Here is a 15,205-nt window from a genome sequence, read left to right as displayed (position 1 = left end):
TTTAATACACGCTTAAGTTCATCTGCCTAAATTAAAAGAACTTCAATTATGAAAACAAAAAACGGCATCACGTTACTGATGGCCTTTATGATGATTACCATGGTTAGTAAAGCGCAGGATAAATCAGGAGTAAGCTACCAGGAACCGCACCGCCCGCAGGTGCATTTTTCGCCGGAGCAGCATTGGGTAAACGACCCCAATGGGATGGTTTATTTTAACCACACCTACCATTTGTTTTTCCAATATTATCCAAAGGATATTATTTGGGGACCAATGCATTGGGGGCACGCGGTAAGTAAGGACCTGGTTCATTGGAAACAATTGCCCGTTGCTTTATACCCGGATAGCCTGGGGTATATTTTCTCGGGCAGCGCCGTAGTTGACTCTAATAATACATCGGGTTTTGGCAAAAACGGGAAAATTCCGTTGGTTGCCATATTTACGCACCATGATCCAAAGGGAGAAAAAGCAGGAACGGAAGTTTTTCAGAACCAAAGTATTGCATACAGCCTGGATGAAGGAAGTACCTGGACAAAATATGCCGGCAACCCCGTGCTTAAAAATCCGGGGATTAAAGATTTCAGAGATCCTAAAGTGATGTGGTACGCCAAACAAAAAAAATGGGTAATGACCCTGGCCACCAAAGATCATATTACCTTTTACTCGGCGCCTGATTTAAAAACCTGGAAAAAGGAGAGTGAGTTTGGTTTAAGAGAGGGAGCGCATGGCGGGGTATGGGAGTGCCCCGACCTGTTCCCTTTAAAGCTGAACGGCAAAACATACTGGATACTGGTGGTAAACCTTAACCCCGGAGGCCCTAACGGAGGCTCGGCAACCCAATATTTTGTGGGGGGCTTTGATGGGCACCAGTTTACGCCGATGGATAGCCAAACCAGTTGGCTGGATTATGGCCCCGATGAGTATGCAGGCATTACCTGGAGCAATACCGGCAGCCGCAAAATTTTCCTGGGCTGGATGAGCAACTGGGAATACGCCAACCAGGTACCTACACAAAAATGGCGCAACGCCATGACCATTTCCCGCGATTTGCGTTTAAAGCAAAGTAAACAAGGTATCGTCATTGCATCTGCCCCGGTTCCTGAGTTAGTTAATATCAGTGCCAATACATCTGTATCAAAAAACGTTGCTTTTAATAAAACCCTTGAGCTCACTGATAAAGTGAGTAAACTAAAAAGCCAATACGTTTTAAAGCTAACCCTTGCTCAGTTAAAGGGCTACACCATTAAATTATCAAACAAAAAAGGGGAGGAAGTATTAGTTGGCTACGATGATGTTAAGGATCAGTATTTTATCGACAGGACAAAATCAGGCAAAATAGATTTTCAAAAAGATTTTTCGGGCCGGTTTACTGCCCCAAGATTGAGTACATCAAAAAGCTCCGACCTGACTATTGTAGTTGATAAAGCATCCGTTGAGCTTTTTGCCGATGGAGGCTTAACCACCATGACTGCTGTTTATTTCCCAAATGAGGATTTCACAGGCCTGACTATAAATGCAGATGGAAAGCTGAAATTAAACACCCTTGCCATTACCGGGTTAAAATCTATCTGGAAATAGCACATTCAGCTATCTGTTGTCATTGGAAAAGTAAAAGAGGCTGCCCTAACAGGTTAGCCTCTTTTGCTTTTGGCAGATATTTTCAATTACGGGTGATTTTTGATAACTGTAAATTCAAACCCTATCTTTACTTTAAAAACACCGTATGTTCGACCTTATAATGGCAAACTTTGCCATGCACGTTTCATTAACTCCTGCAGAGGCGGCTTATGTTCAATCGGTATTGCAGCACAAGGTTGTAAAAAAGAATACAGTGCTGCTGAGCGCCGGCGACATTTGCCGGGCAATATATTTTGTGAACAAAGGCTGCCTGCGAATTTTTAATATAGACCGCGAGGGCGACCAGCACAACATATCATTTTGTCCGGAAAACTGGTGGTCGGTAGATATTGCCAGCTTTTTTGGACAAAGCCCCGCATTCTATTCGATAAGCGCGTTGGAAGATACCGAGGTGTTTTACCTGGGCCATGCAGCTATTGAAAAATTATTTACCGAGGTGCCTAAGTTCGAGCGTTTTTTTCGCATACTTACCCAAAACGGGTTCAATTTATACCAACGCCGCATTACCTCAAACCTTTCTAAAACCGCCGAAGAGCGCTACCTGCAGTTTCAAAAGCAATACCCCAAGTTGGAACAGCGGATAGCGCAAAAGCAAATTGCATCGTACCTGGGTATTACCCCCGTTTTTTTGAGTATGCTGCGTCGCAATAAACAAACCACAAACAAGTAATCTCTCCCGCAGCCACGGCAGCAGGGATTTTAACAGTCATAGTAAAAAGAAAAGACCGCCACTTTTGATGACGGTCTTTTTCTGTTTTATAGTATCCTCCGGTTTTTAATTCCGGTCTCAGGTTCCGTATTCGGGAGTGGTTACTTCGCTTTCTTCAAACTCGTAATCTGTTAACGGCGGGCACGAGCAAATGAGCGTTCTATCACCATAAGTATCATTAACCCGGCCTACTGATGGCCAGAATTTAAAGGCCGCAACATAAGGCAGCGGGAATGCCGCTTTTTGGCGGGTATATGGATGCTCCCATTCGTTGCCTGTAATTACGGCTACGGTGTGCGGGGCATTTTTTAATGGGTTATCAGTTTTATCTAACACGCCACTGGCAACATCGGCAATTTCATGACGGATAGCTATCATGGCATCACAGAAACGGTCAAGCTCGTGCTTAGGCTCCGATTCGGTTGGCTCAACCATTACCGTGCCCGCAACCGGGAACGATACAGTTGGCGCGTGGAAACCATAGTCCATTAAACGTTTGGCAATATCTGTAACCTCGATACCGAACGGTTTAAACGAGCGGCAATCCAATATCATTTCGTGTGCGCAACGGCCATTGGCACCTGTGTATAATACGGGGAAATGACTTTCTAAACGGGTTTTTATGTAGTTAGCATTCAGGATAGCGTAGCGGGTTGCGTTAGTTAATCCTTCACCGCCCATCATGGCTATGTAAGCATGTGAGATGATCAGGATAGATGCCGAACCCCATGGCGCTGCAGATACCGCATGGATAGATTTACCCCTGTCGATATCAACCACAGCGTGACCTGGTAAATAAGGCACCAGGTGTTTAGCTACACCGATAGGGCCCATACCGGGGCCACCGCCACCGTGAGGGATACAGAAGGTTTTATGTAAGTTTAAATGGCAAACATCGGCACCAATATTGGCCGGGCTGGTTAAGCCTACCTGTGCGTTCATGTTGGCGCCATCCATATAAACCTGGCCACCATTTTCATGGATGATCTGGCAAATCTCGATGATCGATTCCTCAAACACTCCGTGTGTAGATGGATAGGTAACCATTAAGCACGATAGCTCGTTTTTATATTGCTCGGCTTTGGCACGCATATCGGCCACGTCGATGTTTCCATTATCGTCGCATTTAACCACCACTATCTTCATGCCAGCCATAGCTGCGGATGCAGGGTTGGTACCGTGTGCCGACGATGGAATTAATGCGATGTTACGGTGCGTATCGCCCCTGTCATGATGGTAAGCGCGGATAACCATCAGGCCGGCGTATTCGCCTTGTGCGCCCGCGTTTGGCTGTAAACTCATGGCTGCAAAGCCGGTGATCTCGCTTAGCCAGTTGTTAATTTCGTCAAACAACTGCATGTAGCCGCCAACCTGGTCGGTTGGTGCAAAGGGGTGAATCTTGCTAAAATGGTTCCAGGTAACCGGGATCATTTCGGTGGTGGCGTTCAGCTTCATGGTGCATGAACCCAATGCGATCATGGAATGGCAAAGCGAAAGGTCTTTAGCCTCTAATGATTTAATGTAGCGCAGCATTTCATGTTCTGAATGGTGCGAGTTAAACAACGCGTGGGTTAAGTAAGCCGATGTACGCTGTAATTCGGTTGGGATCACAGTTTCCAAGCCGGCTTTCAATCCGTCAAAATCAACGTCGTTAATGGTTTTACCCAATACTTTGGCAAAGAACCTTACAATGGTTTTGATATCCTCGGGCGATGTGGTTTCATCAACAGAAATGGTAACAACCGAACCTTCGTAGTTCAGGTTCATTTCGTTGTTCAACGCTTCAGAGTGAATAGGGCCTGCTAAATGGGCAACATCAAATTTCAGGGTATCAAAATAACTTTCGTTTAATTGTTTGTAGCCTAATTCGCCAAGGGCTTTGGCTAACAATATGGTTAAGCCATGAATTCTTTCGGCAATTAATTTAACACCCTTAGGGCCATGATATACAGCATACATACCGGCCATAATAGCCAATAATGCCTGCGCGGTACAAATATTTGAAGTGGCTTTATCCCGGCGGATATGCTGCTCGCGGGTTTGCAAAGCCATACGTAAGGCATAGTTGCCTGCGCTATCAATAGTTACACCAATGATGCGGCCGGGGATAGAACGTTTATACTCTTCTTTAGTAGCAAAAAATGCCGCATGCGGGCCGCCAAAGCCCATTGGTACACCAAAGCGTTGGGTGCAGCCAACAACAATATCGGCACCCCACTCACCCGGAGGGGTTAACAACACCAGGCTCATAATATCGGCAACAACGGTTAGTTTAATGCCTTTTTCGTGGCCGGCGACAGCAAAATCCTTGTAGTTGTACACCGCGCCTTTACCGGCAGGATATTGTACAATGGCGCCAAACATATTGTCGGTTAATTCAACCGTACGGTGGTCGCCTATTTGCAGTTCGATGCCGTAAGGCTCCGAGCGGGTTTTTAAAATATCAATGGTTTGCGGGAACAGTTCTTCAGATACAAAGAACACGTTGGCAGCGTTGTTTTTACGCGTGCTGTATTGCATAAACATAGCCTCGGCAGCGGCAGTACCTTCATCTAATAACGATGCGTTGGCAATTTCCATACCGGTAAGGTCGATAACCATGGTTTGGAAATTTAACAAAGCCTGTAGGCGGCCCTGCGCAATTTCGGCCTGGTATGGCGTGTATTGGGTATACCATCCGGGATTTTCGAGAATGTTACGCTGAATAACACCAGGCACAATTACATCATAATATCCCTTGCCGATGAACGACTTAAATACCTTGTTTTTTAATGATGTTTGCTTAAGCGTGGTAAGGTAATCAAACTCACTTTTGGCAGGCGGTAAATCGAGTGGTTTTTTAAGCCTTATCCTGTCAGGAATGGTTTGCGCAATCAATTCATCAAGTGAGCTAACACCGATGATTTTTAACATTTTTGCCGTGTCGGCCTCATTAGGAGCAATATGCCTTGACTGGAATTGTTCCTGGTAATCTGCGTTTAGCTTCATGAAGTAGTCGTCCCCTTAAATTTACCGCAAAGGTACGCTTTTACAATATGAGTAACAATTGCGTAATATGATATTGACAAAGCATTTACAGAGATATTTTATATCTTTAACAGACTTATACTTATCATGTTTGCTAAGAAATTTTTACTATTAGTAGTTATTGTGTTTTTGTTAAGCAATTTCTGTTTTGCTGCCACCATTGTAGTAACCAGTAATGCCGATACAGGCCCCGGTACGCTTCGCGAGGCACTCGCTATAGCAGCCGGCAATGGAACAACTGCTCCCGATATCATCCAGTTTAATTTACCCGGCAGTTTGGTATCTGATCGTACTATCAGGTTAAAAAGCCAGTTGCCGTTTATTACCTCTAACATAACTATTGACGGTACTACCCAACCGGGTATTGCATTCGGGGTGTCAAACGCAAAGGTGATTATTGAGCCCGAAACCTCTCCGGTTTATTTTAATGCTTTAAATATTAATGGTGAGGTAAATGCAGGCGGCGCACCGGCCACAAAAATAGCCATCTATGGGTTGTACATTCGCAACTTTGCCAAAATTAACAGCTTGGCCACTGCCGACCTTAATCAGGGCTCGGGCCTAATGATGCAGGGAGATGTAAGCGGGGTTATTATAGGAGCGCCCGGTAAAGGGAACGTTTTTTGCGGTAATATTAACGGAATTTATAACACTTCCTATTACTATGCAGCAGGCGCTTCAGATATCCAGATTCAAAGTAATATTATAGGTTTGCTTGATGATGGCTTTACCGCTGCCAGTAACTACACCGGCATTAACCTTACTTTAGATAAAGATGGTTTGATAGGTGGTACAGATGCCGGCATGGGTAATGTGATAGCGGCTAATGTTACCGGTATTAATATAGCGCGGGCTTATTATTACGGGGTAGCCAACACCATAACCATGCAAAACAACAAAATAGGCACCGATTATACCGGCAAGGTTGATTTTAAAAATATCCCGCTTTTGCAGCAAAGCGCTTTCATTAAAGCCTATGGTGTTAATGTTAATTCATCCAATACAACGGTAAATATTACTTCCAATTTAATATCGGGCCAGCGTTATTGCGGTGTTTATATCGAGAACGCCACGTTTAAAATAACAGCAAATAAAATAGGAACAGATATTACGGGAACAAAAGACCTCGGAAATGGCGAGGGTATTCACGCCGGTACAAGTTCGTCTGGTACCATCGGTGGCAGTGCCGTCGCCGATATTAATTATATAGGCTATAACTTTTACGGTATTGAAGCTTTAAACAGCACACATACGCTAATTACGCACAACAGCATTTTTTGCAACAGTGATTATGGTATAAGCGTGGTAAGTAACAATTACCAGGTGCCATTTGTGCAGGTACTTAATTTTAGCGGCACAGCTGTATCGGGCACTGCAACACCAAATTGCAAGATTGAATTGTTTTTGTCAGACGATTGCGGCAATATATGCCAGGGTAAAACTTACATAGCTACAGTAACATCAAACGCAAGCGGGGCATGGAGTTATTCGGGTACTTTTAGCAAGGCTGTTATTGCCACAGCTACAGATGCCAATAATAATACTTCGCCCTTTTCGTCATTGGTGATACAGGATAACGATGTGGTTGTAAAAAACTATACCTGTGCTTACCAGGGGAGTGTAACCATACAGCAACCCCGTACCGGGCTATTATTTCACTGGGATAAAAAAGAAACCAATGGCTCATTAACGCCAATAGGAGATACACAGAATATCAAAAACCTGTTGCCCGGCACTTACCAGCTAACTATTCAATACCCGGGTGGCTGTCAAAAAATAACCCAGCTGTTTGAGATAAAAGACCTACGGATAAAAATACAGAATATAATTGTACCCACGCCACAGTGCCGCCAAAAATCGTTCCCGTTTGATGTGAATTTTACGGGTGGTACAGGTAACGTAACCTTTGCCTGGAAAGATAAGGCGGGCCTGGTAAAATCGACAGATAAGGCCGCCAATTTACCCGAGGGCACTTATACAGTTACTATTTATGACGAGGCTGGTTGCGCAGTTACTTCATCGCCGGCGGTTACTATTAAAGCCAAGCCCGGTCCCGATTATGATCTTTCGACCATGCAGGTTGCCCCCGCGCGTTGTGGTATTGCCGATGGCGGTATCAGCAATATAACAACAACAGTAGGCATTGGCACATTAACCTATAAATGGACAAATGATGCCGGGGTAGTGGTGGCTACTACCAAAAACCTGGCAAAAGTTAAAGGAGGGTACTACACCCTAACGTTATATGATCAAAGCGAATGCAGCCCATATTCAACGCCTTCTATTTTTATCCAGGAAACAAACTCTGTAAATATTAGCGGAGGTGCTATTACTCCCGCCAAATGCGGTGCCAATAATGGTGCAATAACTGGCGTATATGTTCAAAATGCCGACCTGTATCAATGGTACGATCCGCAGGGAAATGCAATGGCTACCAATCAAAACAATTTAGATATTTTTAACCTGGCCGACGGCACTTATCGCCTCAACGCGGTTAATACGGTAACCAAATGCAGTAACGATGGATATTTTACTGTTAACAGGCTAACGCCCGAAGTATTTACCATTAAGAGCCTTACGAGCGTTGCTACCACCTGCGGGTTAAATAACGGGGCTATTAACCTGGAGATTGAAGGAAAAATAATCCCGGTATCGTACCAGTGGTTAAAACAGGATGGTACTTTTATTGGTAGTTCGCCCAGTATAAGCGGTTTAACCGCCGGCTTTTACACGCTTAATGTAACCGATAAATACGGTTGCCCAAGCGTGCTGGTAAACAATTTAGAAGTAAAAGTAACGCCGCTTTTACAGTTTTCGTCGCTAAATAATCCCGTTTCCAATCCCGATCAGTGCGACCAGTTATTTGGAAGCATTACCGGTGTGGATGTAACCGGCGGCGTGCCTCCTTATAAATATACCTGGACTAATATGGATAACAATATTGTCGCCGGTACAGATAAAGAGCTGAAAAATGTAGGCAAGGGCAACTACTCGCTGGTGGTTACCGATAATACCGCATGCGCCATCCCGCTTACAGTTGGGCGCGCAGTTGATAACAATGAGTTTGTGCCCGATCAGCCGGTTGTTAATAATCAACGAATTTGCGATCCGGAAACGGTTACCATCAGTGTACAAAACCCGGTTGCCGGCACCTATAAATTGTATGCAGATGCCACAGCTATGCTGCCGCTTTTAACCAATACAACGGGCAGATTCAGTTTAGCGGTTACTGAAACCAGCGATTTTTACATCAGCTATAGTATTGGTACCTGTGAAAGTAACCGTATCCAAACACATATCGAGATTGTACACGTAGATGTTAAGAAGCCAAACTCATTTACGCCCAATGGTGATGGCGTAAACGACTATTGGAAAATTGAAGGGCTTGAAAAATTTCCAGGCTCAATGGTACAGGTATTTAACCGTTATGGTCAAAAAGTATTCGAATCCAAAGAGTATGTAACCGTATTTGCCGGGAAGTTCAATGATCAGCTGCTGCCGCCGGGCGTATATTATTATATTATCAATTTAAATACCCCCTGCAGTCTGCTATCGGGCAGTTTAACCATTATCAGGTAGGATAACTGTTAGATGTGTGTGGGTAGGGGAAAGTCCTAAAGTTTAATAGCAAATGCGTTACAAATACCTGTTTATTGTATTGCTTATATTGTTTTGCCGGCCGGCAACGGCAGCGGTATTTATAGTTACCAGCAATGCCGATAGCGGACCGGGCACTCTGCGCGAGGCCTTAACCTTGGCGGCGGCTAATGACAGTGCGGAAAAGGATTTTATCAATTTTAATTTACCGGATTTGAGCGAGGCGGGCAGGACTATCATGATTTTTAGCTCATTACCTAATATTCCGTCTGATTTAATAATAGACGGCACAACGCAGCCCGGGAATAAATTTGGAGTTAGCGATGCCAAAATTATAATCGAATCGGGAGGAACAGAAAACTTTTCATGTCTTGTGATTAACAATGAAACGTTCGGTAGCTATATTTCAAATATCGAGATATATGGATTGTATATCCGTAATTTTAAGAAGAAACCACTTTTAAGCTCTGTTGATTATGGCGCAGTTGGCATCCGGGTATTAAGGCAATGCAAAAATCTGGTTATAGGAGCGTTAGGAAAAGGAAATGTGATATGCGGAACTCATATTGCAATAGGTTCCACCCCCGACTCTTATGATGGCATCTTTGAGGGGTCGATAACAGGCGTATCTGTTCAATGTAACATTATAGGTGTCGCCGAAGACGGAAAAACAGCCAATTCAAACTTTACGGGAATTTCGCTTATAATAGAAGGAGGCCAGGCGCTTATTGGCGGTTCACTACCGTCATTGGGGAATATTGTTGCCGCAAATGGCACCGAAATCTTTGCCGGTCAATATCCGGACCCGAGCCGGCCATTTACAACAGGCAACACGGCCATAATTGAAAATAACAGGATAGGGACTGGGGTGGGCGGAACAGAAAGTTACATAACCCATTTTGTTGGCGAAAGCCCCTTGTTCGACCTTAATTACCCCTTTCTTGGCATACAAACTGATCTTAGGGAATGTTTTGTAAGCCTGAAGAATAACATAATATCCGGCCATACCAATAATAATGTTATTATCCGGGCATCCAGATATGAAATCAAGGGGAATAAAATAGGAACAGATATAACCACCACGCTGGATTTGGGTAATGGACGAAATGTATCATTAGAGGAAAATGCTACAGGCATTGTTGGAGGGGATGACGAAGCGGATAAAAACGTTATAGCATTTGGCAAGCAAGGCGCTATTTATGGACAGAGCATGGTTATTAATAAAAACAGCTTTTACTGTAATCAGGATTTTAGTATTAATCAAAATGATAAAACATTTGCCCCGGCTCCTGTAATTAAAAGCGTTACTAATTTGGCTGTTGCCGGCACAGCTAAGCCGGGGGCGTTAATTCAACTGTATTATACGGCGGATTGCACACTGTGCGAAGGTAAAAACTTTATAGCCAAAGTAAATGCCAATACCGATGGAAGCTGGGTATATCATGGAAGTATAACAAGAAGCATAATAGCTACCGCTACTATTGATAATAGCGCAACCTCGGAGTTTTCGGTTCCTTACCTGAATGTTGCCATTAACGAAAGCCAGCAGGAAACAAAAGCAGCCACATGTACCAATGCCGCTGATGGTTATATAAAAAACATCATTATCGAAAATATAGGATCAAATGGCGGTCCCTATACCTATACATGGAGAAATGAAAATGGCGAAACAGTAGGCAACGCGCTGAACCTTGTAAATGTGCCTAAAGGTTTATATACTTTAGAGATTAAAGGAGCATCATGCGGATCGGCATTCACAAATCCAATACCAGTTGGCTCAAAGGAAATTGTTATTGATCTAACCTCCGTTCAAAAATCAAACGCTGGATGCAATAAGGCCAATGGCTCAATTATAGGAATAACAGCGCCACAAGCAACAAAGTTTGAGTGGCGGAATGCCGGCAATAATCTGGTTGGAACAAAGGCCGCTCTGGACGGCGTGCCGGCCGGTACCTATTTCCTTACGGCATCAAATGAATCTGGCTGCAGCAAGACTACCGGCCCCTATGAAATTTTAGAAATTCCCGGTACCGTATTCCCCTCAACCTATACCGTTAATCATATTGACGCCTGTTTCGGCAAAGCAAACGGCGCATTACAAGTAAACCAGGATATCCTGATAAAGGCTGTTAGGTGGGTTAACGCCGCCGGGGTTAACGTTGCCCTGCACCACGGCGCAACAGACTTGCCCGCCGGTGGCTACAAGCTTTATTTAACCGACCAAAATGGTTGCGAAAGTTATTATAACACCTACCGGGTAGATCAGCTGCCCGAATTAAAAGTTACGGATAACGGGCAAACAGGCAACGAACAATGCGGATTGAAAAGCGGTTACGTAAGTAACGTAACGGTTGCCGGGGGATTACCGCCTTATACCTACACCTGGCTTAACGCCAATGGAACATCGATAGGCGCCGCAAACAGCATCTCAAACCTTTCGGCAGGTACCTATACATTAAACATTGCGGATAGTAGATGCGGGAGCATAAATGTTAACTACCAAATTCAAAACATTCCGCAGAATTTGGCAGCGCCATCGGTAAGTGACATCCAGATTTGCAGTCCGGGGGATGCCATTCTTTTGGTAAACGACGCCGGGGCCGATGTCGTTTACCGTTTATACGACCAGGCTGATAGTGCCTCACCGTTAACTGAACAAAAAGGCGGGAGGTTTAAAATAGCTGCAACCACTAACCGCAGTTTTTTCGTGAGCCAGGTAAATGGCACCTGCGAAAGCCCAAAAACAGAAGTAAAAGTATCGGTAGGCTTATCTCCGCTCAGCATCGCCAATTCTTTTACCCCCAATGGTGATGGCAGCAACGATTACTGGAAAATCAGCAACATCGAAAGCTATCCTGCCGCCGTGGTACAGGTATTTAACCGCAACGGCCAAAAGCTGTTTGAATCAAAAGGATACACAACACCGTTTAACGGCACCTATAATGGCAAAGCGTTGCCCGTGGGCACCTACTACTATATCATCAACCTGAATAAAAACTGTAACCTGTTGTCGGGCAGCTTAACTATTTTGAGATAATACGGAGGTCAGGAGGCTGAGGCGGGAGGTGTGAAGGGGAAATCCGGTGCCCATTTCAATTCTCAGACCACAGATCACACACCACAGATCTCAGACCAATTGCCTTAAATACATCTGGATGGTATTTTCCAATCCATAATATAATGCATCGCAAATAAGGGCGTGGCCTATGCTTACTTCATCCAAAGCAGGTATGTTTTCGGCAAAGTATTTCAGGTTGTGCAGGTCAAGATCATGCCCGGCGTTAATGCCCAGGCCAGCCTCGTGTGCTACCTTCGCGGCTTCAATATATGGCGCTATGGCCAGTTCTTTCCCCTGGTGATAATGGGTGGCATACCCTTCCGTATAAAGCTCAATACGGTCGGTGCCGGTTTTGGCGGCTCCTTCAACCATTTTGGCAACCGGGTCAACAAAAATAGATACACGGATGCCGGCTTCTTTAAAGACGGCTATCATATCGGTTAAGTAATGGTAGTTGGTAATGGTGTCCCAGCCATGGTTAGATGTTATTTGTCCTAATACATCAGGTACCAGGGTTACCTGCTCTGGTTTGTTGGCCAGTACCAGGTCAATAAACTTTTGTTCCTGGCAGTTACCTTCAATATTAAACTCGGTGGTAACTATTCCTTTCAGATCAAAAACGTCCTGGTAGCGGATGTGCCTTTCATCGGGACGAGGATGCACGGTGATTCCCTGTGCCCCAAAACGTTCGCAATCTTTGGCAACCTGTACCAAATTGGGGTTGTTGCCACCGCGCGAATTACGCAGGGTGGCTATTTTATTGATATTGACAGATAAACGGGTCATAGGGCAAAGTTAATACATCATTTATATATAAATAAACCTATTATTAAGGGATAAGTTTATATTTAAATTATGAAATGGAAACCTGCAATTGCCGAGCTGGCCATACTGTTAGGCATATTCATGCTCGCTACAGCATTTTCATTGTTGTTTACCAGCGCGCTGTTTGGCAATGCAGCCCTTGATATCAACCTGCATGACACCTACTTTGTAGGTGAGTTTTCCTGGTGGATAATTACACTCCCGCCGTTTTTTGTGTTAGTGGTATTGGTTTATTTGACACGGGCTATAGCCGGTCGTTTTACTAACAGGATGGTGAACGTGGTACTCACGGCCGGGCTTTTTTTTAATGTTTTGCTGTTATTAAGGGTTTATAAAAGTTTATTAGCGATTGAAAATATGATAATGTCGTCCGCTTCAGGTAGCGTCACCCTGTACCCTCCATTATCAGCGTTAAAAGATGTTCAAAAGCCGGTAAAGCACATTCAGGAATCCGCACCTTTCAGCCACGTTATATTTATTATTTTAATCGTTGTTTTAGTTTTACTGGTTACATGTTCTGTATTGACTGGCAAAAACTGGAATGTTAATAAACATGAATTACAAAAGTTTTAGATCGATCGCCCTCGCTTTTTTATTTTTTATATGCCTATGCAAAAAGGCCAATGCCCAGGCTATCTATCGTAAAATAGAAAACTATAAAGCTTTTTACGGTTGGGCGCACCATTATCCGCAGGATTGGATGATTATCCGGTCATTTGAAAACGAGGGTAAAAGCTATTACCTGTTGGTAAACCCGCAAACGCTGGAAACAAAAATTGAAGAGCCCAATTTTTACCTGGTAAAGCCAATGAACCTAACCGATGCCCGTACTTTTTTTAAAAATACACCTTACCAAAAGGCGCTGCGCAAAGCCGAAAAACAATCAGTAACCATACAGGATGCGGGCATTGAAAGCGGAGTCCCCAAAGAAACAGGCATCAGCCTTACAGCTGACCTTTGCCCATCGCACCGGGCATTAGATAAGCGCATTTTTACAGATATTTTCAACGAGTTTAAAAAAGTGGAACGGCCTGTGCCCGTGGCTTTATCAATAACCGGCATCTGGATGCGCCAGCACCCGCAGGATCTGGAATGGCTTAAGCAAATGCAGGCTAAACACGAAATTTACATCACCTGGATAAATCATTCCTTTAACCATCGCGTAAGCCTGAAAGCACCGCTTAAGGAAAACTTTTTGCTGGAACCGGGTACCGATATCAGCTATGAAGTGTTGGAAACAGAAAAGGCCATGCTCAAAAACGGACTTTTGCCGTCGGTGTTTTTCAGGTTCCCCGGTTTGGTGTCTGATCAGCAATTGGTTTACAAGATAACCGATTTTGGGTTGATTCCGGTTGGAACGGATGCCTGGCTGGCCAAAGGTCAGCAACCCCAGGCTGGCAGTATTGTGCTGATACATGGCAACGGAAACGAACCTACCGGCGTTAACGATTTTATTAAGCTGCTGCAATCAAAAACCCAGGCCATAGCCAACAAGCAATGGCTGCTATATGACCTGCGCGAGAGTGTAGACGAGGAGTTTGAAGGGCAATAGGCTTCGCTAAGCAATAAAAGTATGGTGGTTTTGTTGCTATTTGTTATTTATAAAGAGACTCGATTTTTGCTATTCACTTGTAGCAACACTACAAAAAAGTCTTAATTCTTGATTCTAATCTCTTGACTCTTTTCCCCAGCTAATTCAGTCTCCTCACCATTTGCTCCTCAACCTTTTTAAACACCTGTATAGGTTTAAGACTGCGCCAGCCCAGATCATCTAACTGGCCGCCAAAGTTGATGTAGTAATCAATGTTATTGCGTTTAAATTCGTCAATCACATGCTCGCGGAAGTTGATGCCTGCTATCCAGCCATCTTCAACATCCTGAAACCACTCTTCGTAATAGCAATCATCTGATGAGTGAAAGTTGAGGATGTTTTCGCCTATCAGTATAAAATGGTTAATGCCGTTATCAATCATCAACTCCAGTATCTCGCGTTTCAGCATCATGATGTCATTATTAATGGCATCATTCCACTCGCCTATAAACTCAATAATGGTATAGCCTTTTTCATAATCGGCATACAGTACTTTCATGTACAGCGTATTGGAGCCAAACGAATCCCATTGCGGATGCAACAAGTAGTTGTACACCTGCTTATCAAACTCAAACTCACTATACTCCGTAGCATAAAAAGGCGAATATTCGTCTTCGGCTGCTATGTAATCATCCCTCCAGCGGTAATATGGTTCTATCTCGTGCATTGTTCAGATGTGCAAATTTCAGATGTGCAAATGTGCAGATTATGGGAAAATGCAAATTCATCATTTGCACATCTGAAATCTGCATATCTGCAC

Annotated in this window: 9 protein-coding genes; 6 read left to right on the top strand and 3 right to left on the bottom strand. The window is 44.1% G+C overall.

The genetic code is table 11. From position 1 onward, the window contains the following. The first annotated feature begins 48 nt into the window (after positions 1-48). Both AC1DU2_RS14530 and AC1DU2_RS14525 read left to right on the top strand, forming a co-directional pair. The gene (locus AC1DU2_RS14530) at positions 49-1,578 is read left to right on the top strand and encodes a glycoside hydrolase family 32 protein (protein WP_477385077.1); all 1,530 of its coding nucleotides are present in this window, start codon (positions 49-51) and stop codon (positions 1,576-1,578) included. A gap of 145 nt (positions 1,579-1,723) precedes the next feature. Further along, complete coding sequence (locus AC1DU2_RS14525) at positions 1,724-2,308, top strand: Crp/Fnr family transcriptional regulator (protein WP_477385076.1); 585 nt, start codon at positions 1,724-1,726, stop codon at positions 2,306-2,308. A gap of 117 nt (positions 2,309-2,425) precedes the next feature. Here AC1DU2_RS14525 and gcvP read toward each other — a convergent pair whose 3' ends face one another. Then, positions 2,426-5,335 carry an aminomethyl-transferring glycine dehydrogenase gene (gcvP, locus tag AC1DU2_RS14520; RefSeq protein ID WP_477385075.1) on the bottom strand — a complete coding sequence of 970 codons (2,910 nt, stop codon included), beginning with the start codon at positions 5,333-5,335 and terminating at the stop codon, positions 2,426-2,428. 126 nt (positions 5,336-5,461) lie between these two features. Between gcvP and AC1DU2_RS14515 the strand changes: the two genes are divergently transcribed. Then, positions 5,462-8,953: a T9SS type B sorting domain-containing protein gene (locus AC1DU2_RS14515; protein WP_477385074.1), complete on the top strand. Its 3,492-nt coding sequence runs from the start codon at positions 5,462-5,464 to the stop codon at positions 8,951-8,953. Positions 8,954-9,005: 52 nt separating this feature from the next. After that, on the top strand, positions 9,006-12,008 hold the full coding sequence (locus tag AC1DU2_RS14510) for a T9SS type B sorting domain-containing protein (protein ID WP_477385073.1): 3,003 nt from the start codon (positions 9,006-9,008) through the stop codon (positions 12,006-12,008). Positions 12,009-12,098: 90 nt separating this feature from the next. Here AC1DU2_RS14510 and AC1DU2_RS14505 read toward each other — a convergent pair whose 3' ends face one another. After that, entirely contained in the window at positions 12,099-12,815 is a 717-nt protein-coding gene (locus AC1DU2_RS14505) for a pyridoxine 5'-phosphate synthase (protein ID WP_477385072.1), read from the bottom strand. A 69-nt stretch (positions 12,816-12,884) separates the two neighbouring features. On the opposite strand from AC1DU2_RS14505, the gene AC1DU2_RS14500 reads away from it, so the two are divergent. Continuing rightward, positions 12,885-13,427 (top strand): hypothetical protein, encoded by a 543-nt coding sequence (locus AC1DU2_RS14500; protein ID WP_477385071.1) that lies wholly within the window; start codon positions 12,885-12,887, stop codon positions 13,425-13,427. Continuing rightward, entirely contained in the window at positions 13,408-14,406 is a 999-nt protein-coding gene (locus tag AC1DU2_RS14495) for a polysaccharide deacetylase family protein (RefSeq protein WP_477385070.1), read from the top strand. Before AC1DU2_RS14500 ends, AC1DU2_RS14495 begins: the two co-directional genes overlap by 20 nt. Positions 14,407-14,545: 139 nt before the next feature. Here the strand turns inward: AC1DU2_RS14495 and AC1DU2_RS14490 are convergent, their stop codons facing one another. Continuing rightward, the gene (locus tag AC1DU2_RS14490; protein ID WP_477354707.1) at positions 14,546-15,112 is read right to left on the bottom strand and encodes a hypothetical protein; all 567 of its coding nucleotides are present in this window, start codon (positions 15,110-15,112) and stop codon (positions 14,546-14,548) included. Positions 15,113-15,205: the final 93 nt, after the last annotated feature.

This window comes from Mucilaginibacter sp. P4_C11 (assembly GCF_056402115.1).
The sequence above is the reverse complement of the archived record's forward strand: the minus strand, read 5'-3'. Positions and strand labels throughout refer to the sequence as shown.